The sequence below is a fragment of the Litorivivens sp. genome (genome assembly GCF_041624475.1).
Taxonomy (GTDB): Bacteria; Pseudomonadota; Gammaproteobacteria; order Pseudomonadales; family Spongiibacteraceae; genus Litorivivens.
On the sequence record NZ_JBFJUX010000028.1, the window covers coordinates 1 to 19,171 of the forward strand.

Consider the following 19,171-nt stretch of genomic DNA (forward strand, 5'->3'; position numbering starts at 1 on the left):
ATGCAGATCTGGCACCGGACGCGCTGTACCACGCAGTCCGAAAGCAAATCACCAATTGAACCTCACCGCACCATAAACCTGCCGCCCCGGATTCTGCTGGGCGTAATAGGTTCCCGGGAAAAACACCGAGTCCACCACCTGATTCTGGGTCAGTTTGTCGGTCAGGTTTTTAACGCCGGCTGTGAGAGTCCAGCGCTCGTCGCCGTCAAGTAATGCAATGCGTGCGTTGAGTTTGGTATTTGCCGGTACTCGCGAAGCCGGGTCCAGGTCAGTATCGGTAAACTGCTCGCCCTGATGGATCACATCCAGACTCAGGTTCAGCAGATTGTCCGCCACGGTAAACGTGAGTGTCGGGCTGAGCATCAGGCTGCTCTCCGGCGCAAAGGCGATGGTTTCATCGCTCAGGTCCTGCCGCGTGTTCACGCCCTGCGTCACGGGCGCCGGGGCGCCGGTATAGTCCTCGTAGTAGGCATCGAGCAGGCCCAGTGACCCCATTATCGCCAGCGGCTCCCAGGGCGTGAGCCATTGCCAGTCGACTTCAAGGCCCTGCGACACCGCAGTGGCCGCGTTACTCACATCAAAGAACACGCCATTGAAGGCCAGCACCTGCAGATTGTCGTACTCGGTGCGATAAATAGTGGCGTTCACATTCAGGCTGCGATTGAGGTAGCTGCCCTTAGTGCCAATTTCAAAGGTCGTGGCGTTCTCGTCTTCGAATTCCAGGTCCTCACCGGTAAAGGAAATCGAGTTGTAGCCGCCGCTCTTGAAGCCCTTGCTGACGGTGGCAAAGACATTGACGTCTTCTGTGAGGTAGTACATCACCGACAGTTTCGGCGATACGTCGCTTTCTTTGCGCTCCAGATCCCGGTGGTCGTAGTTGTTGGCGCCCAGCAGAAAACCGGTGACACAGGTCGCCGGTGGCAAGGGCGTGGTGCTTTCACAGCTTTCCGTACCCTTGGTGTCAATGGTTTTGGTTTCGCGGTTGATCCGCAGGCCGGGCGTTACTACCCAGCTCTCGCCGAAATTCAGCGTCATCTGGCCAAACAGGGCCAGGGCTTTGGTGTTCTGCACGTAGTCGAAATCAAAGCGATCATTGGTGGTGCCCTGGGCCGCTACCTGCAGCGCCGGTAACAGCGGCGCGTCGTCACCGGCCAGTTGCCGCGCGTCTTCCGTGCCCAGCCAGCTGTCCACATCGCGGCCGAGCACCACCCCCGCATCAAGCTGATAATCCGATTCGAAATAAAACACACCCGCCACAAACTGCATGGAACTGCCCAGACCGAACAAACCATCGCTGTCACCGGTAAAGCGCCACTCGATGGTGTCCTGCTGATAGTCTTCACGGTTTACCAGGGTCGCGATATCCGAGGGCGATACGTCCAGGTCCTGAAACTGCTCAACAAACAGATCGGTCTTGCCGAGCACCACCACGGTATCCAGATTGTAGAGGCTCCCGGTTTCACCAAAGCTGTGGGTCAGCTTGCCGATATACGTGCGCGAGCCTTTTTCCAGTACGCCGTCGACGTTGTAGCTGGTGGTGAAATCTTCCGGATCGTCTTCGATCTGCGGGTCGAAATCATCGAGATAATCGCGGGTATCCGCGTCGAGATTGGCAAGCTGCTTGGGCCAGTAGTTGATGGTTGTGTCGGACTCCACCGCAATCAGCTCAATATCCGTATTGGCCGTTGGCAGAATGGCGAGCTTGACCCGGTAGGCATCCTGTTCGGGATTGTTTTCAAAGCGATTGAGAAACTGGTTTTCCAGCTGGCCATCCTTTTCCGAAGTCACGCCCGACAGGCGCATGCCAAACCAGTTGTTAAACATGCCGCCGATACCTGCCTCGATGCGCTGCTCGCCGTGCTCGCCAGCGCGCAATTCCACATCGCCGGAAAAGTCTTCATCCACCGGGCGAGTAGACACGCTAAATACTCCGGACACGGTGTTTTTACCAAACAGGGTGCCCTGCGGGCCGCGCAGCACTTCCACCCGGTCGATATCGAACATGGCTTCGGTGAAATAGGCGGCGCGGCCAAAGAACATCTCATCCTGCACAAAGCCCACCGAGCTTTCAAAACTGGGGTTAAAGGTATTGGTGCCGAAACCGCGCACAAAAATTTGCGGTGAGCCGGGGTCGTTGGCGTCGATACGCACATTCGGCACGTAGACAGACAGCTCTTTCAGGTCGGAAATACCCGCGTCTTTCATAAACTCACCGTCGACGGCCGTCACAGAAATGGGCACATCCTGAATACTCTGCTTGGTTTTCTGGGCGGTCACCACGATCTCTTCCAGCACCCGCTGCGCCTGAACCGACGTCGCGACTGATGCCAGCAACAATGACCATACCAATGAATTGCGATAGTTCATTTTTCCTTCCCGAAAAGCTGATAATCTGGTTTCTAACGAAATATACCGGCTGCGACCCGGACTGCACAGCATCAATCCAGTCTGCCCAGAGCTATACAGAGACTTGAGTTTTCACAGCCAGTGTAGTCGACTACAACATTCACCATACCACCAAGCTGGAAGATACCCATGACCAAATTGCTGTCGACTGTCCTGATTTCATCGTTTGCATTGATGCTTGCCGCCTGTTCCGGCGAGGCCCCAGAGCAGACTCAGGGCGCCACCCCCGCAAGCAGTATGAGCGCCAGTAAGAAAAGCATGCCGGAAGATCCGGATCTGAAAGCCCGTTATGTCCAAAGCTGTTTTTCCTGTCACGGCACGGGCGCCGGCGGTGCGCCGCGCACGGGCACAAGCGAATGGGATTCGCGCATGGCCAAGGGCATGGATACCCTGCTCGACAACACCATCAATGGCTACAAAGGCATGCCGCCACTGGGCATGTGCATGGATTGCGGTGAAGAGGAATTTGAAGCCCTGATCCGCTTTATGGCGGGCGAGCAATAATCATGAAGCGTCGCGATTTTAACCGCTCTCTGGCCCTGCTGCCGCTGGGAGCCGCACTCACCGCCGTCCCCACAACGAGCTTGGCGGCCCGCAAAATCCCCTGGCAAAACTGGTCCGGCTCACAGCGCTCCACACCCGCCGGCCGAATCAGTCCGAAAACCGAAGACGAGCTGGCGAACCTGCTGAAAAGCGCCACCGGCACCGTGCGCCCAGTGGGTGCAGGGCATTCCTTCAGCCCACTGGTGCCCACAGAAGGTACGATCCTATCGACCCGTCATTTCAATCAGGTGGAACCACTGGACGGACACCGCGCTGTGGTCGGTGCCGGTGTGCAACTGAATCGACTTGGTGAGCCCCTGCACAAAATGGGGCAGGCGCTGCCCAATATGCCGGATATCGACGAGCAGACCGTCGCGGGCGCCCTGTCAACCGGCACCCACGGCACCGGCGCTAACTTCGGCGCCATGCACGACTATGTGGATGCCCTGCGTCTAGTCACCCCGCGCGGCGAGGTACTCGACTGCAGCCGTTCGCAGAACCCGGATATCTTTGATGCCGCCCGCGTCTCGCTGGGCAGTCTCGGCGTGATTACCCAGTACACCCTGCGCAACACCGCGCCCTACAAGCTCAAACGTCGCACCTGGATGCAGCCACTGGAACAGACCTTTGAAGAGTTCCATACCCTGGCGGAAAAGCACCGCAACTTCGAAATGTACTACATTCCGCACAGCGAGAATGCCCTGATCATCACCACCGACCTGAGTGATGAAGCAATCTCACCCCGCGGCGAAGACGGCGACAACGACGCGGTGCGCGAACTGAAAATGCTCCGCGACTACGCCTCCTGGTGGCCCTGGCTGCGCAAGAAACTGATTACCGGCGTCAGCAACACCATTCCGCCGGAAGAGCATGTGGACTGGTGGTGGAATATCTACCCCTCGGATCGAGCCGTGCGCTTCAACGAAATGGAATACCACCTGCCGCGCGAATCCATTGTCGACGCCCTGCGCAAGGTGCGCGATACCGTAGAGCAGCAAAACCCCGATGTTTTCTTCCCCATAGAAGTGCGCGTGGTACAGGAAGACGACGCCTGGCTGAGCCCCTTCTACAAAAGGCCCAGCGCCTCGCTGGCAGTGCACCGCTACTACGAAGAGCCTTTTGAGGCCTATTTCAAAACCATCGAACCCATCTACCAGCCTTTGGACGGAAGACCGCACTGGGGCAAATTGCATTCGCTCAGCCATAAAACGCTGGCCAGCCGCTACCCACGCTGGCGCGACTTCAATGAGTTGCGTATGGAACTCGACCCGAAGGGTGTGATGCTCAACCCCCACCTGCGCGAGGTATTTGGCCATGGCCAGCCGGTTTAAACCCAGCCGCCGCCAGATACTGACCGGAGCCGCACTGGGCGGCGCGGTGCTGGCCGCGCCCTGGTTGCGACCCGGCGATCAGGGCGGCACCCACAACGCGTATTTTGCCCGCCTGCAAATGGCGCTAAAAGAAGCCGGCCTATACCGCCCAACGCTGGTATTGGATTCCGAGCGCCTCTACAACAATACCCAGCGATTGATTGAGCACATCCACAGCGACTTCGCCTACCGCATTGTTGGCAAGTCTCTGCCCAGCCTGCCTCTGATCAATACCGTCAGAAAGCAGACTCGAACCGACCGCGTGATGGTGTTCCACCAACCCTTTCTCAATCACCTCGCCGAGAAAATGCCGGACAGCAATCTGCTGCTGGGCAAACCCATGCCCACCAATGCCGCCAAGCGTTTTTATGCCTTTCACACCAATACCGACTTTGATCCTTCCAGGCAATTACAGTGGCTGATCGACACCCCGCAGCGACTGAAGGAATACAGCCAGCTTGCTGCGGCCCTTGGCCAGAACATGCAAATCAATCTGGAGCTGGATGTGGGTTTGCACCGGGGTGGTTTTCGCGATGCCGAAGAAGTGGCTCTGGCCATTATGAGCCTGCGCGAAGATCCCTATCTCGAGTTTACCGGCTTTATGGGCTACGAAGCCCATATTTCGAAAATGCCGGGCATTGTCGGCGGGCCGGAACAGGCCATGAAAAACGCCATGGCCTTCTATACCCAATGCCGGGAAGCAGCCCAGCGCGTATTGGGTGAGAGCTATCGGCCAGAGCAGCTGACCTTCAACGCCGGTGGCAGCTCGACCTATCAGATGTACAGCAAGCAGATGTACAACAACAGCGCGCCCTGCAATGAGCTGGCGGTCGGCTCAGCACTGGTTAAACCCAGCGACTTTGATGTCAGCACTCTGGTCGATCACATCCCCGCTGCCTTTATCGCCACCCCCGTTCTGAAAACGCTGGATGCGGTAGAGGTGCCGGGGCTGGAAAATGTTGCCGGGCTGATGAGCCTGCTCAACCCCAACAAATCGCGCAGCTTTTTCACCTACGGCGGCTACTGGAAGGCCAATCCGGAATCCCCGCCCGGACTAACGACCAATAGCCTCTATGGCCGCTCGACCAATCAGGAGATGTTAAACGGTTCGGACAGCGTTAAACTCGCAGTCGACGATTTCGTCTTTCTGCGCCCAACCCAGAGCGAAGCGGTGTTTTTACAGTTTGGCGATATCGCCGTTTTTGACGGGCTTCACATAACCGAGCATTGGCCCGTATTCCAGCAGGGCGCCTAACACGCTGTGTTAGCTGCCATTTTTGTACAAACATTACTTTTTTGGCTTGGCAATCAGGAATTACCGTAATACGGTCAAACCCCGCCTTGAGCTATGGTGGCGACTCGAAACACTATTGCACAGGTGAGCCCATGAATGCATTACTAGCGACCTACTTAGCGTTTAGCTACCTTCCCTCTGAAGGTGCAGCCAGTTTGTTGCCGGGCTACCACCACAGCCCCGTGTCCTCCCACGCGCACCAAAATCCAGGTGACTGCACCACCGGCTGGGGCGAGCGCTACCCGCAGGGCGCTGAAATCAATCTCGGAGCCCTTGAGCTGCAATGCGACTATGTTGCCACCTGGATTGATGGCAAGTATCAGGGCAAAAGCATGCGCTGGATGGTAAGCGCCCACTGACAAGATTAGGCCGGCGCTCTCGCAATATCCTGTTTGAGCGTGCGCGCCGCGCACAGAAAATGAAAGCCGGACCAGAGCATCACCGGCGGCAACACATAGAGCATGGCCAGGCGCAGCGATTCCACTCCGTGCTGAGCCGCCAGCACATCACTGACCATGCCCACCACCCACGGGCCGCCACCCAGCCCGATAATATTGATCACAAAGAACAGAATTGCCGACGCCGTGGCCCGCATCTGCAGCCCCACCAGACGGTGACTGGTGGCAATGGCACTGCCCAGATACACATTTGACAGAATCGCGGGCACTACCATCATAGCCAGTGCGCCGCCGGCACTGGGCATCAGATAAACCGCAATGGCAAAGGGCAAGGCAATCAGCGGCACCAGGGCAGGCAGCCACACATACCAGCGATCATCGCGCCGCCCCAGACGATCGGCCAGCATACCGCCGCCCAGAACGCCCACAGCGCCGCCCACCCCGATAATCAATGCCAGCCAGGTGCCCAGCTCGCCGGTAGCCATGCCGTGACTGCGAATCATGAAAGAAGCCGTCCAGTTGGCGGTGCCGTAACCGACAAAGGCATACAGCGAGGACGCGAAGGCCAGATGTCGAAAGGAATTCTGTTGCCACAGCAATGCCAGCACCTCACTCAGGCTGCTGCTCTGCTGCGACAGATCGCGCGCTTCCGATAGGCCGCGCCGGGGCTCGGTTACCGTAAAACGCACAACCAACGCCAGCAACACGCCCGGCGCACCCACCACCAGAAAGGCCATGCGCCAGCCGAAAAATTCGTTAAGCCAGCCACCGAGCAGAAAGCCAAACAGGATGCCGATACTAACGCCCGTGGAATAGAAGCCCAGAGCACCGGCACGCTGGGCCGGCGGAAACATATCGGAAATCATGGAATGGGAGGGCGGGCTACCGCCGGCCTCACCAACACCGACCCCTACCCGCGCCAGCAACAGCTGCAGATAATTCTGCGCCAGACCGCTGATCGCTGTCATGAAGCTCCAGACAAACAGCGCCAGCGAGACGATGTTGCGGCGATTACTGCGGTCCGCCCAGCGGGCAATGGGAATACCGGCAGTGACGTAAAACAGGGCGAAAGCGAACCCGGTCAGCAGGCCCAGCTGGCTGTCACTCAAGCCCAGATCGGCCTTGATCGACTCCTGCAGAATGGCCAGCAACTGGCGGTCGATAAAGTTAAAGGCGTATACCAGAGTCAGAATACTCAGGGCATACCAGGCACGGCGGTCGGCACGATAGGCTGTCATGTTCTACTCTTCTTGTTATATAACGGCTTAGTGAACTCATTTAATGCCAACCCATTGGGACAGACCACGTCATCCGATGTCTACCCCGATGCGTACAAATCTCACTTAAAAGAGCGGCGAATTATGACATTACCCGACACGATCACACTCGGCATCAGCAGCTGCCTGCTCGGCCAGGAAGTCCGCTACGACGGCGGCCACAAAAACCTGCCCTTTGCCTCAAAAGAGCTGAGCCGCCATTTCGAGTTCTACCCGGTGTGCCCGGAAATGGCTATCGGTTTGGGTACACCCCGGCCGACGCTCCGTCTGGTGCAGGACGCCAACCAGCAGACTCGGGTGCGCCAGAGTGACGACAACAGTATTGACGTCACTGACGCCCTGGCTGCCATTGCCGACGACACCGTTAAAAAAGCGCCCTTTATCAGCGGTTATGTTGTGTGCGCCAAATCCCCCAGCTGCGGCATGGAACGGGTACCAGTAGTTAACGAAATCGGCAACGGTCTGGGTAAAATCGGCGCCGGCGCCTTTGCCGCCCGGCTGATGGAACAGCAACCGCTGCTGCCCATTGAAGAGAACGGCCGTCTCAACGACCCCCTGCTGCGGGAAAATTTCGTACTGCGGGTAATCGCCTACCGTCGCTGGCAGGAATTGCAGGCTGAAGGGATTACCGCCGCAGGCCTGCAGGCCTTTCATCGCCGCCATAAATTTCTGCTATTGGCCCACAACCAGAACATCTACCGGGAGCTCGGGCCACTGGTGGCGAATGCCTCCGACAACCTTGAAACCGCGGCACTCGATTATTTCGCGCGCTTTATGAGCGCCCTGGCCAAGCCGGCCAGCCGCCTGAATCACAGCAACAGCCTGATGCATATGCAGGGCTATTTGAAAGAACACCTCGACAGCGCAGAGCGTCAGGATCTCAGCGAGCAGATTGATAAATACCGCACCGGCACCCTGCCCCTGCTGGTTCCGCTGGCCCTGCTGCAGCGCTACGCCAATAAGTATCAGGTGGACTACCTGCTGGATCAGTATTACTTCCACCCCTACCCCGAAGACCTGCGTCTGCGCTACGGCCTCTGAAACCGCTCATATCTGGAGATGTCATGACCAGTCTTATCTGGTTCCGCAATGACCTGCGCACTCACGACAACACTGCGCTGCACCACGCCGCGCAGCACGCACGCACGCGCAATGAAGCGCTGCGAGCAGTGTTTATCGCCACCCCAGGACAGTGGCAGCAGCATGCGATGTCGCCTCGCCAGCAATACCTCATGCAGTCTGCCCTGCAGGCTCTGCATCAGACCCTTGCGAGCTGCGGTATCACTTTTGAGCTGCTGCAGGCTGACACCTTCGCAGATATTCCTGAACTGCTGGCGGACTACACCCAAAAACACAAGGTCAGCGCCCTGTTTACCAACCGCGAATACCTGGTCAACGAGATGCAGCGCGACGAGATTGTCACTGAAAAACTAAACTGCACCTGCCACTGGTATCACGACCGTTTGATCATCGAACCCGGAGCTCTGCTGAACGGCAGCGGCCAGCCCTACAAGGTCTATACCCCCTTTGCCAAAGCCTGGCGCAGGCTGTGCGCTGAACGCCAAGCTCAGCCTCTCAAGCGGCCGCGCTCGCTTGGAGAAAAACTCACCCCGAAAAAACTGCCGTCCTTTTGCGAGCCCGTCGAGCTAGGCGACTGGCCGCAGAACGAAGACAGCGCCCTCAAACAGCTCCGTAATTTCTGTCGCGAGCGAGTGCAGGATTACGCCCGCAAACGCGACCTGCCTGCCGAGCCCGGCACTTCACGCCTGTCCGCCGCGCTGGCTATTGGCCTGCTCTCGCCGCGCCAGTGTCTGGCCCGACTGCAGGCTGAGCAAGACAGTCCGAGCGAGACAGCCAATGGCGCGGATATATGGCTGAGTGAGTTGATCTGGCGGGAGTTTTATCAGCACGTTGCCTATCACTTCCCGCGCGTGGTGAAAGGCAAGGCCTTCAAACCGGAAACCGATGCAATACGCTGGCGCGACGATGACGCCGATTTCCAGGCCTGGTGCGAGGGCCGCACCGGCTTCCCGATTGTCGATGCGGGTATGCGGCAGTTGCGTCAGACCGGCTGGATGCACAACCGCCTGCGCATGATAACCGCCAGCTTTCTGGCCAAGGACTTACATATTGACTGGCGCCGGGGCGAACGCTATTTCATGAGCCAACTGATCGACGGGGAATTTGCCGCCAACAACGGCGGCTGGCAGTGGGCCGCCTCTACCGGCACCGATGCGGCTCCCTATTTTCGGGTGTTCAACCCCACCACCCAGGGCAAGCGCTTTGATCCCGACGGCCACTTTATACGCCGCTACGTCCCGGAACTGGCCGACCTTACCGCGCGCGAGATTCACTCACCGCCTTCCCTGGATAATTACCCGGCGCCCATCGTTGATCACAAGCTCGCGCGCGAACACGCCATCGCCCTGTTCAAGGCACTGTAAAATCTGCACTGCCTTGCGCCGACAGGCTTCACCCATTTGCCAACCAGCGCTTTACGGCGCAGAGGAACCGCTTCATCATGCCTGAAAATGATTGGACGTCGCTTATGAACACGGAGCTCAAGGATTTTCAGAAGATCTACGATCAGATCGCCGAGTTTTTTGTGAATTACAGCTTCCAGCTGGTCGGCGCGCTGATCATTTTGCTGATCGGGTTGTTTATTGCTGGCCGGGTCGGGCGCACGGTGCAGGCGCTTTGCGAGCGCAACCGCATCGATGTCACCCTCAGCCGCTTTCTGGGTAATGTCGCCAAAATTGCGGTCATCATGGTGGTGGCCATTATCTGCCTGGGCAAGATCGGGATTTCCATTGGCCCCTTTCTCGCCGCCGTGGGCGCAATTTCCCTCGGCGCCGGGCTGGCTGTACAGGGTCTGCTGAGTAACTACAGCGCCGGCCTGAATATTGTCATTACCCGTCCCTTTATCGTCGGCGACACCATCACCGTTCAGGGAGTAACCGGCGTGGTGGACGAGATCCGGCTGGCCTACACCTTCCTTGAAGACGAAGACGGCGTGCGCATCCTGATTCCCAACCGCCATATCATCGGCGAGATCATTCACAACTCTCACGCCACCCGTCTTGCGGACACCCTTGTCGGCGTCGCCTATGACAGCGACATCGCAAAAGCGATCGCGGTGGTGCGCAAGGTGTTGAAGGAGATACCGGATGTGGATGAGGCCACGGCTCAGGTCGGGCTCGACACCTTTGCTGACAGCAGTATTAACCTGAGTGTACGCTTCTGGATACCAACGCGGCAGTTCCACGCTGTTCGCTTCAAGGTGAACCAGAAAATTCTGGATGCACTGCGCGCCGCCGGCATTGTCATTGCCTTCCCTCAACGGGAAGTGCGCCTGCTGAATGATACAATCGCATAGGCCTGCCGCCATTGCGTCTTGGCACAACGTCTGGCTCCCCCAGAGAGTTACTGACCGCTTGCACTGAGGGGCCAGTCGGTAGTAATTATGCAAACGGTCTCTCACCACAATCAGGTATGATTTTCTTTATGCCCTTTTTCAGATTTCAAACATCTCTGCTGCTGGCCTTGGCGCTGAGCGCAAGTGGCGCAGGCAAGGCAGATACCGCCGTTACCGAAAGCACTGACGCGTCCTTTGCGCAGTGTGTGGTCGAGCTGCAGGATAAAGCCCGCCAGCGGGGACTGAGCGAGTCCGTCGTAGAAGGTGCGCTGGCCCGCGTTTCCTATGTGCCCAGAGTCATCGAGCTGGATCGCCGCCAGCCGGAGTTTACCCGCAGCTTTGCCGACTATCTCGATCGCCGGGTCACCGCCGAGCGCATCGCCACCGGCCGTCTGCTAATGGCCCGACACCGCCCGCTGCTGGAACGTCTGTTGCGCGAGTACGGCGTACCGCCTCAGTACCTGGTGTCCTTCTGGGGCCTCGAAACCAACTACGGCAGCTTTCTCGGCAAGATGCCGGTACTGGATTCACTGGCGACGCTGGCCTGTGACCCGCGTCGCAGCACCTATTTTACCGGTGAACTGTTTGCAGCGCTGGAGCTGGTTGAAGGAGGCATAGAGCCAGCGCGCATGGAAGGCTCCTGGGCCGGCGCCATGGGCCAGACCCAATTCATGCCCAGCGCCTACCGACGTTTTGCGGTGGACGGCGACGGTGACGGCCTTACCGATCTCTGGGGCAGTATTCCCGACGCGCTGTCCTCGGCCGCCCACTTTCTGAATAAGCTGGGTTGGCAGAGCGGGCAGCGCTGGGGCCGGGAAGTGCGCTTACCCGAAAACTTTCCTTTTGAGCAGGCCGGACGCGACAACGAGCGTTCACTCGATGCCTGGGGCGAGCTGGGCGTGCGCCGCGCCGATGGCGGACCTCTGCCCGGCGGCGCGATGCAGGCATCACTGCTGGTGCCGGCCGGGTACCGCGGCCCTGCCTTCCTCGTCTATCGTAACTTCGACGTGATCATGGGCTGGAACCGCTCAGAGTATTACGCCATTTCGGTCGGCCATTTGGCGGATCGAATAAACGGCGCCGGCGCCCTGCACCAGCCACCGCCGGAGAGCCCGCCACTGTCTGTGACCACGGCCGCTCAGTTACAGACGCGCCTCAATGAACTCGGTTTTGATGCCGGCGAGCCCGACGGGATTCTCGGGCCGGCGACACGCGCGGCCATTCGTCGCTTCCAGCAGGCCCGCGGCCTGGTACCCGACGGTTTTCCGAGCCCCGAGGTAATCAATGCCCTGACCGGGGCTGAGAAATAATCACGCTCGCGACATAACCCACTCGTTTGCGCTCGTCGCGACGCGCCGATAGGGTGGCAGTGTTTGAGGCTATTCGGAAAAGTATGACAACTTCTCTTAAGACCCAACGCAGGCTTTGTCTGGCGGTCTTTGTTGGCGCCTGGATCGGAGCCACCGTTCTGTCGGTTGTTTTCGATCAACGCGGATCATCCTCGGACGAGGCCCTAGCGGTAGACCTGCCGGATTTTTCCGTCTATCAGGACGTGTCTACCCGCAAGGCGCGTTTTTTTGAGTTTCTAAGGCCTCTTGCCGAGGCCGAGAACGCACTCATCCAGCAGGAACGCGAACAGCTGCAGACACTGCACCGTAAACTGCACGCGGGGGAGACGCTGGCAAGTACCGAGCAGGAGTGGCTGCAGGCGCTGGCTACCCGCTACGGCCTGCAATGGGAAGATCGCCCCCCGCTGGAAACAGGCCAAAAACTGCTGACACGGGTGGATACCATTCCGGTGCCGCTGGCCTTGGTGCAGGCCGCCAAGGAATCGGCCTGGGGACGCTCGCGCTTTGCACGGCAGGCCAACAACCTGTTTGGCGAGTGGTGCTATACCGAAGGCTGCGGCATCGTCCCGGCGCTGCGCGGCCCCAACAAACGCCACGAAGTGCGCGCCTTCGACAATGTGCGTGAGGCGATGGCCAGCTATATGCACAACCTCAACAGCCACCCGCGCTATTCTGTCTTGCGCCAGCTCCGCGCGGAACTGCGTGAGAAGGGAGAACCAGTCACTGCGCGCGCACTGGCGCCGGGGCTACTGTACTACTCTGAGCGTCGTGAGGCTTACGTCGAGGAAGTGCAGGGCATGATCCGTCAGTATCATCGCTTTATGGCCCAATGGCAGGAAGGTTAACCTGATGAATATCGTGCACCGCCTGAGCCTGTTACTGCTGCCGCTGTTCGCGGCCTTGCCGGCCTGTGCTGCAGAGGACGCAAATAAAGCCGGCGCAGACCACGCCGTGGTGCTGGTCTATCACCACGTCAGCGAAGAAACGCCGCCCAGCACCAGCGTCACGCCGGAACAGTTCGCCGCCCACCTGGATTATCTCGCGCGAGAAGGTTTCACCGTATGGCCGCTGAGTCGCATCCTTGAGCATCTTGAGGATGGCCGCAAACTGCCCGAGCGAACCGTGGCACTGACCTTTGATGACGCCTACCGCTCGGTGTATACGCAAGCACTGCCAATGCTTCGCAGCCGCAACTTCCCCTTCACCATTTTTGTCACCACCGATTACATCGACGGCAAATCCAGGCTTTATCTGTCCTGGGAGCAGTTGCGCGAAATGACTTCGCAGGGGGCTGAGATCGGCAACCACAGCCTTAGCCACCCCCACCTGGTGCGCCGCAGGGATGGAGAGAACGAGGCACAGTGGCGAGCACGCGTGCGCGCGGAGATCGAAGGCGCACAGCGCCGGCTGCGCGAAGAGCTCGACCCGGTACCCCTGTTTGCCTATCCCTACGGTGAATACACCGTCGAGGTAAAGAACATCGTAAAGTCGCTCAAGCTCTATGGCATCGCCCAGCAATCCGGCGCGGTGAGCCAGCACAGCGACTTTCTGGCGGTGCCGCGCTTCCCGATGGCCGCAAACTACGCGGTCATCGACCGCTTCGCCCGCAGTGTGCGAACCCGCGCGCTGCCGGTCACCGTGTTGGCGCCGCAAGAGCAGATACTAGCCGGTGACCAAGGCCACCCCGAACCACTGCGCCTGCGCCTGGGTGAAGGCCCCTTCGCACTCGATCAGCTGGCCTGCTACGCCTCGGTCGGCGGGCGTCTGGAAATAGAATGGATCAATCGCGCAGCGCGAGAGTTCGAGGTCCGGTCACCAAAGCCGCTTGGGCCAGGGCGAACCAAATTCAACTGTACGGCACCGCACAGTGGAGGCTCCGGCACCTATTACTGGTACAGTCACCTGTGGATGAAGAAACGTCCGGATGGATCCTGGTACCGCGAATAGCTCATGGCATTGACCGAGCTGCAGGGCACAACAACCACTATCAAGGAACAGAAGTTGCGCGACATCGCTTTTAAAGAGGCGCTGGCGGTCTGGGTCCGAATCGGCTTTCTCAGTTTTGGCGGTCCTGCGGGACAGATTGCATTAATGCACCGAATCATTGTCGAAGAAAAAAAGTGGCTGGATGAGTCTCGCTTTCTGCATGCGCTCAATTACTGCATGCTCCTTCCCGGCCCGGAAGCGCAGCAACTGGCCACCTATACCGGATGGTTGCTGCATGGTGTAAGAGGCGGACTTGTTGCCGGCGTTCTATTTATCCTGCCCGGCGCTCTCGCGATCTTTGCGCTGTCCTGGTTGTATGTCGCTCTGGGTGATCTGGCGATAGTCGAAGGCGTCTTTTTTGGCCTGAAGGCCGCAGTACTCGCGATTGTCGTTCAGGCATTGATTCGCATCGGTCGACGGGCCCTTAAGGGGAGATTGAGGCACGCCCTGGCCTTGGGCGGCTTTATCGCCCTGTTCGTGTTTGGCTTGCCTTTTCCGCTAGTGGTTCTGGGCGCTGGCGTGATTGGTTACGCCGCAGCGAAATGGACGGGGATACCGAATTCAGCTCCCATTGAATCTGACATCAACAGCGACGCTGTCGTTCGCCCCGGCACCAGACGAGCGGCTCTGGTTTGCCTGCTGCTGTGGCTGATTACCGTAGGTGGCTTGCTAGCCTGCCTGGGCTACGACAACGTATTCTCCCAGCTCGCGGTCTTTTTCTCGAAAATGGCAACAGTCACTTTTGGTGGTGCGTATGCCGTGCTTGCTTATGTCGCCCAACAGGGGGTCGAAAACTTCCAGTGGCTTCAGCCCGGCGAAATGCTTGAGGGGCTGGCGCTGGCTGAAACCACCCCGGGGCCCCTCATTCTGGTAACCCAGTTCATCGGCTTTCTCGCTGCCTATCGGGAAGCCGCTGTCCAAGCCAGTTTTTTGCACGCATCATTGGGGGCATTACTGACCTTGTGGGTGACCTTTTTGCCTTGCTTCCTGTGGATTTTTGCCGGCGCACCTTATGTCGAGAAACTACGAGCAAATCATTCACTGTCGGCAGCCTTGGCGGCTGTCACCGCGGTTGTGGTCGGTGTCATTGCCAACCTAGCGCTATGGTTTGCGGTTAACTCGCTGTTTTCAGAGCAGTATCGGCTTGCCGGATGGGGTGTCGATATGAGGCTGCCGGTTCCAGGCAGTGTAGACATGCCAATGCTGATTTTGTCAGCAATCGCCTTTATTTTGGTGTTCAGACTTCGATTGGGCATTATGCCCTTGCTCAGTATTGCAGCAACGCTGGGGGCTTTGTGGGTGCTCTGGGCTGGATAATATGCGGTTCCAGTGTTGACCTACCTTAGCCTTAAATCCCGGTGGTCAATCTGCAGGCGGTCAGGCGGCCCGTTATCATGACGTAGGCAACACCACTGAGCATGGTAGCAACAGACAACATAAGCAACTGTTCCATTTTCCTGACCTCTTGATTGATAGAGACTACAGACTAATCAACACCAGAATTTCCGGCATCGTGGAAAACCCCTACTCTTCCAGGAGTTCTTGAGAACTGCGTCGCAGCAGAGACATTCCCTTGCTAACCAAGGCTCCCGCGACCAGTAAAACCAAGACGCAGACAGCAAGAGAAACCGCTTTAACTACAGGCATGCCAACCTCCCCACTAGCCGATGATTTAACGCAATTATCGGGTAGAGCACACAAAAACCAAATCGGGAAATACACCTACCACCCTATCGCCGTGCGCACTCCCGGCGTTACAGCGTGTTTGAGATCAAACCGCGCTGTTGCCAGCGGCAGCGCAGCAACCTGCCGGCCAGCGCTGCGCTTACCGGCAGCTTTGCCAGGCGGTAGGCCGTGCTCTCAGGCAGGGATAGCCACAAGCGCAGCAGGTGGCGGCGTTTGGCCGGGTCGTCGTGATCAGTGTAACCGGCGCGCGAATGCACGATGGTATGGTTGGAGCAGAGCTGGATGTCACCCGGCTTCAGCTCCATTGACAGGTGCATGTTCGGATCGTCGGCCAGCGCATCGTAGGCGTCCAGCAGCGCTACTTCATCTGCCGTTAGCGAAGGCGCGTGGGTATAGCGCCCGGCACTGCGAAAGTAGCCGCTGTGATAAAAGGTGCGCAAGGTGCCGCGATGATAGCGGCAGGGCTCGATGGGAAAGGTTTGCAGGCCCGCCTCAGCCCGAGCATCCAGCAAAAAGGGGCGAAACAGGCGCTCTACCTCTGCGTCCTGAGCCAGCAGCGCGTTAAACAGGCTGACCGAACTGGCAATGCGGCTGGCACCACCCTCTGCGGCGGTTTTCAGGCAGAGCAGCCCGACCACATCGGCGGCATCGCAGTGGAAGCTGATCGGCAGGCGTGTGCGGTATTCGCGAACAGTCGGGTCGCTCGGGTCCACCCCGGTGTCGCGCACATGACCTAGCAGCTCGCCAAAGCGATTCTGGGCGCCCGGCACCCCCAGATGCCAACCCAGACACCAAAAAAACAGTTCGCAGTCCTGCTCTCCCCATTCGTCCACCGGCAGGCCGCGAATCAGCACAAAGCCTCGCCCCTGCTGCAACTCCTCCCGCCAGGTGGCGATGACTGGTGCCAGCCCCGGCAGCGGAAAGTCACGGGCAGACAGTTGCTCGCGCGCTTTGCCACTGGCTTTCGCGCAATCAATGGCACGGCGAATTTCCGCCACCTCTGCACTGTTCAGGCAGTAGCGCCAGTCGTCGCGATCGCGAAGCTCACACCCGCGCCAGGCGGCGGCACCTGACAGCGCCGAACGGGGCACACTGTCGTGAGGCCTGGCGTAGTAATGCAGCGATTGGGTGGTAATGGATTTATAGGGACTGCTCACCGTGCCTCCGAAATTATCCTCTGCCCTTGGTGCATCGGCGGCCTGCACTTAGAATGACCGCTCAAGCCACTCCAAGGGTATGGACGCTTAACTCTTGCTGCAACTGCCATTGATACACGCAAACGACGCCCCGCTGCTCCACGCCAGTCTGCAGGCTCTGCTCTGGCTCGGCGCCAACGGCTTTCTGTTCCTGCTGCCGCTGGCGGTTTTTGCCATCGACCGGCGCCTCGGTGTGCGGCTGGTGCTGGTATTTGCACTTAGCGTGGTAATCAACAGCCTGCTCAAAAACCTGTTGGCACTGCCCCGCCCGCAGGAGCTGGGGGTTGATGCCTTCGGCTTTGGCGAATTTGGTTTTCCGAGCAGCCACGCCCAGTTGGCCACGGTGTTCTGGGGCATGATTGCCTTGCACCTTCGCCACTGGCTAGTGACCCTGTTTGCACTGTTAATGGTCCTCGCCACCTCCGCCGCACCCTTGCTGCTACAGTTGCACTACCCCCGCGACATTATCGGCGGCATGGCGCTGGGCATCGGTACCCTGCTTCTGGTCTGGCGCTATCGACAGCGAGCAGAAAGCACACTGCTGGCCCGAGGCCCGCAAATCCAGCTGGCAGCAGCCCTTGCTATTACCCTTGTATGCTGGCTGCTGGCAGGCTTCTATCTGAACGATTTGCTGCTTACCGGCAGTATTGGCTTTTTTCTTGGCAGTGCCATCGCCGCCATTGCCCACCCGCACGACGCCATCCACCCCCACAGCCTTCTCTGGCGAGGCTTGCGCTACATTGGCGGAATGGTGCTGGTGATGTTGATGGTCGCGGCACTGCAACGCCTCAACGCCCACCTGACGCTCTCCTCGACGCTCGCATCGAGTATTACCATGGCCATACTGGGCGGCTGGCTGGTAGGCGGTGCGCCAACCCTACTCGACTTTCTGACCATCGCTCTCGGCGGGCACGCCGCCCCCCGCCACCCGGATGACGAGACACCTTCCGGCGATTAGTCCAAATGGCGCATGCCCGGCCCTGTAGCCCCGTGCTAGCCTGAGCCGGACAATAACAGTGGAAGCGCCAATGACTCAGTCTGCGACCGGCTCCAAGCCCAGCCCTTTCAGTAGCCTTAGCGTAGGGCCCATCACCCTTCGCAACCGCTTTATCAAATCCGGTGCCAACGAAAACATGTACCGCAAGGGCTTTCCGACCAAGGCCCTGCTCAAACATCATCGCGACCTGGCCGCCGGCGGCATCGCACTGACCACTATGGCCTACGCGGCGGTGGCCAAAGTCGGCCGCACCCTGCCCGATCAGCTGTGGCTGCGCCCCGAGGTCTTGCCGGACCTCAAGGCCATTACCGATGCAGTACACGCCGAAGGCGGCAAAATTTCCCTGCAACTGACTCATGGCGGCTCCTTCGTCACCAGTATTTTTCTGCCCCATCGCACCATCAGCGCCTCGGGCGGCTTGAACCTGGCCGGCCTGTTCCACGGCAATATTCTGCAGCGCCCCATGAATGAAAAAGACATGACGCTGGTGACTCAACAGTTTGCGGACGGTGCCCGCATGGCGCGGGAAGCGGGCTTTGATGCCGTTGAAATTCATATGGGCCACGGCTACCTGTTAAACCAGTTTATTTCGCCGCTGAGCAATCAGCGCAGCGATGAATACGGCGGCTCGGCAGAAAACCGGGCGCGCTTCCCGGCCCGAGTTCTGGCCGCCGTAAAAGAGGCCGTGGGCGAGGATCTGGCGGTTATCGCCAAAATCAATGTGGCCGATGGTGTGAGGCGCGGCGCGACCGCCGAAGATGCGGTAGTCACGGCGAAAGTCCTCGAGAGCCAGGGTGCCGATATGCTGGTATTGTCGGGCGGGCGCAATGTGGAATCCACCTGGTTTATGTTCGGCAGCCCGATGAATCAGGAAGAATTTGCCAAGATATTTAAGTACAAGCCCCTGCAGCGCCTGCTGATGAAAGCCGCCGCAGCCGGCACCCCCAAAGACCTGAAATTCCGCGAGATGTATTTTGAGGAATATTCACGCAAGGTGCGCGCCGCTGTCACTTTACCGCTAGCCTATCTGGGTGGCGTAAAGAGCCTCGACAATACCGAGAAGGCGATGGCAGAGGGCTTTGATGCGGTTGCCATGGCGCGGGTTCTGCTGCACGACCCGGCACTGGTCAACAAATTCCGGGACGGCAGCCTGCGCCAGTCCGGCTGCACCAGCTGCAATGCCTGCATCCCGCAGATTTACAATCAGGCCGGCACCTACTGTGTATTGAATGAGCCGCTTGATCCGGCGATGAA

16 protein-coding genes are annotated in these 19,171 nt (G+C 58.9%); 13 read left to right on the plus strand and 3 right to left on the minus strand.

Annotated elements, in window-relative coordinates:
- Positions 1–48: 48 nt before the first annotated feature.
- Positions 49–2,367, minus strand: coding sequence for a TonB-dependent receptor (locus ABY734_RS16260; RefSeq protein WP_372780433.1), 2,319 nt, complete (start codon positions 2,365–2,367; stop codon positions 49–51).
- Between the two features lie 168 nt (positions 2,368–2,535).
- Here ABY734_RS16260 and ABY734_RS16265 point away from each other — a divergent pair, with 168 nt between their 5' ends.
- The 4 genes from ABY734_RS16265 (at position 2,536) to ABY734_RS16280 (ending at position 5,972) form a co-directional block, all read left to right on the plus strand.
- Positions 2,536–2,910 (plus strand): cytochrome c5 family protein, encoded by a 375-nt coding sequence (locus ABY734_RS16265; protein ID WP_372780434.1) that lies wholly within the window; start codon positions 2,536–2,538, stop codon positions 2,908–2,910.
- Between the two features lie 2 nt (positions 2,911–2,912).
- A complete protein-coding gene (locus ABY734_RS16270) occupies positions 2,913–4,280 on the plus strand; it encodes a D-arabinono-1,4-lactone oxidase (RefSeq protein WP_372780435.1) in 1,368 nt (455 codons plus the stop codon).
- Positions 4,264–5,574 (plus strand): DSD1 family PLP-dependent enzyme, encoded by a 1,311-nt coding sequence (locus tag ABY734_RS16275; RefSeq protein WP_372780436.1) that lies wholly within the window; start codon positions 4,264–4,266, stop codon positions 5,572–5,574. Before ABY734_RS16270 ends, ABY734_RS16275 begins: the two co-directional genes overlap by 17 nt.
- A gap of 131 nt (positions 5,575–5,705) precedes the next feature.
- Positions 5,706–5,972, plus strand: coding sequence for a hypothetical protein (locus ABY734_RS16280; protein ID WP_372780437.1), 267 nt, complete (start codon positions 5,706–5,708; stop codon positions 5,970–5,972).
- A 5-nt stretch (positions 5,973–5,977) separates the two neighbouring features.
- Here the strand turns inward: ABY734_RS16280 and ABY734_RS16285 are convergent, their stop codons facing one another.
- Complete coding sequence (locus ABY734_RS16285) at positions 5,978–7,249, minus strand: spinster family MFS transporter (protein ID WP_372780438.1); 1,272 nt, start codon at positions 7,247–7,249, stop codon at positions 5,978–5,980.
- Between the two features lie 123 nt (positions 7,250–7,372).
- On the opposite strand from ABY734_RS16285, the gene ABY734_RS16290 reads away from it, so the two are divergent.
- From ABY734_RS16290 to chrA, 7 genes are all read left to right on the plus strand, one after another.
- Positions 7,373–8,329, plus strand: a complete 957-nt coding sequence (locus ABY734_RS16290; protein WP_372780439.1) for a YbgA family protein — start codon at positions 7,373–7,375, stop codon at positions 8,327–8,329.
- A gap of 23 nt (positions 8,330–8,352) precedes the next feature.
- Positions 8,353–9,732: a deoxyribodipyrimidine photo-lyase gene (gene phrB, locus ABY734_RS16295; RefSeq protein WP_372780440.1), complete on the plus strand. Its 1,380-nt coding sequence runs from the start codon at positions 8,353–8,355 to the stop codon at positions 9,730–9,732.
- A gap of 77 nt (positions 9,733–9,809) precedes the next feature.
- Positions 9,810–10,664, plus strand: a complete 855-nt coding sequence (locus ABY734_RS16300; RefSeq protein ID WP_372780441.1) for a mechanosensitive ion channel family protein — start codon at positions 9,810–9,812, stop codon at positions 10,662–10,664.
- Positions 10,665–10,792: 128 nt separating this feature from the next.
- Positions 10,793–12,013: a lytic murein transglycosylase gene (locus tag ABY734_RS16305; RefSeq protein ID WP_372780442.1), complete on the plus strand. Its 1,221-nt coding sequence runs from the start codon at positions 10,793–10,795 to the stop codon at positions 12,011–12,013.
- 83 nt (positions 12,014–12,096) lie between these two features.
- Positions 12,097–12,897 (plus strand): glucosaminidase domain-containing protein, encoded by an 801-nt coding sequence (locus ABY734_RS16310; RefSeq protein ID WP_372780443.1) that lies wholly within the window; start codon positions 12,097–12,099, stop codon positions 12,895–12,897.
- A gap of 4 nt (positions 12,898–12,901) precedes the next feature.
- Positions 12,902–13,999, plus strand: coding sequence for a polysaccharide deacetylase family protein (locus tag ABY734_RS16315; protein ID WP_372780444.1), 1,098 nt, complete (start codon positions 12,902–12,904; stop codon positions 13,997–13,999).
- A gap of 3 nt (positions 14,000–14,002) precedes the next feature.
- Positions 14,003–15,355 carry a chromate efflux transporter gene (chrA, locus tag ABY734_RS16320; protein ID WP_372780445.1) on the plus strand — a complete coding sequence of 451 codons (1,353 nt, stop codon included), beginning with the start codon at positions 14,003–14,005 and terminating at the stop codon, positions 15,353–15,355.
- Between the two features lie 437 nt (positions 15,356–15,792).
- Here the strand turns inward: chrA and ABY734_RS16325 are convergent, their stop codons facing one another.
- Complete coding sequence (locus ABY734_RS16325; protein WP_372780446.1) at positions 15,793–16,881, minus strand: TauD/TfdA family dioxygenase; 1,089 nt, start codon at positions 16,879–16,881, stop codon at positions 15,793–15,795.
- A gap of 109 nt (positions 16,882–16,990) precedes the next feature.
- Between ABY734_RS16325 and ABY734_RS16330 the strand changes: the two genes are divergently transcribed.
- Positions 16,991–17,878, plus strand: a complete 888-nt coding sequence (locus ABY734_RS16330) for a phosphatase PAP2 family protein (RefSeq protein WP_372780447.1) — start codon at positions 16,991–16,993, stop codon at positions 17,876–17,878.
- Between the two features lie 70 nt (positions 17,879–17,948).
- A partial coding sequence (locus ABY734_RS16335) for an NADH:flavin oxidoreductase (protein WP_372780448.1) occupies positions 17,949–19,171 on the plus strand: 1,223 nt, incomplete at its 3' end.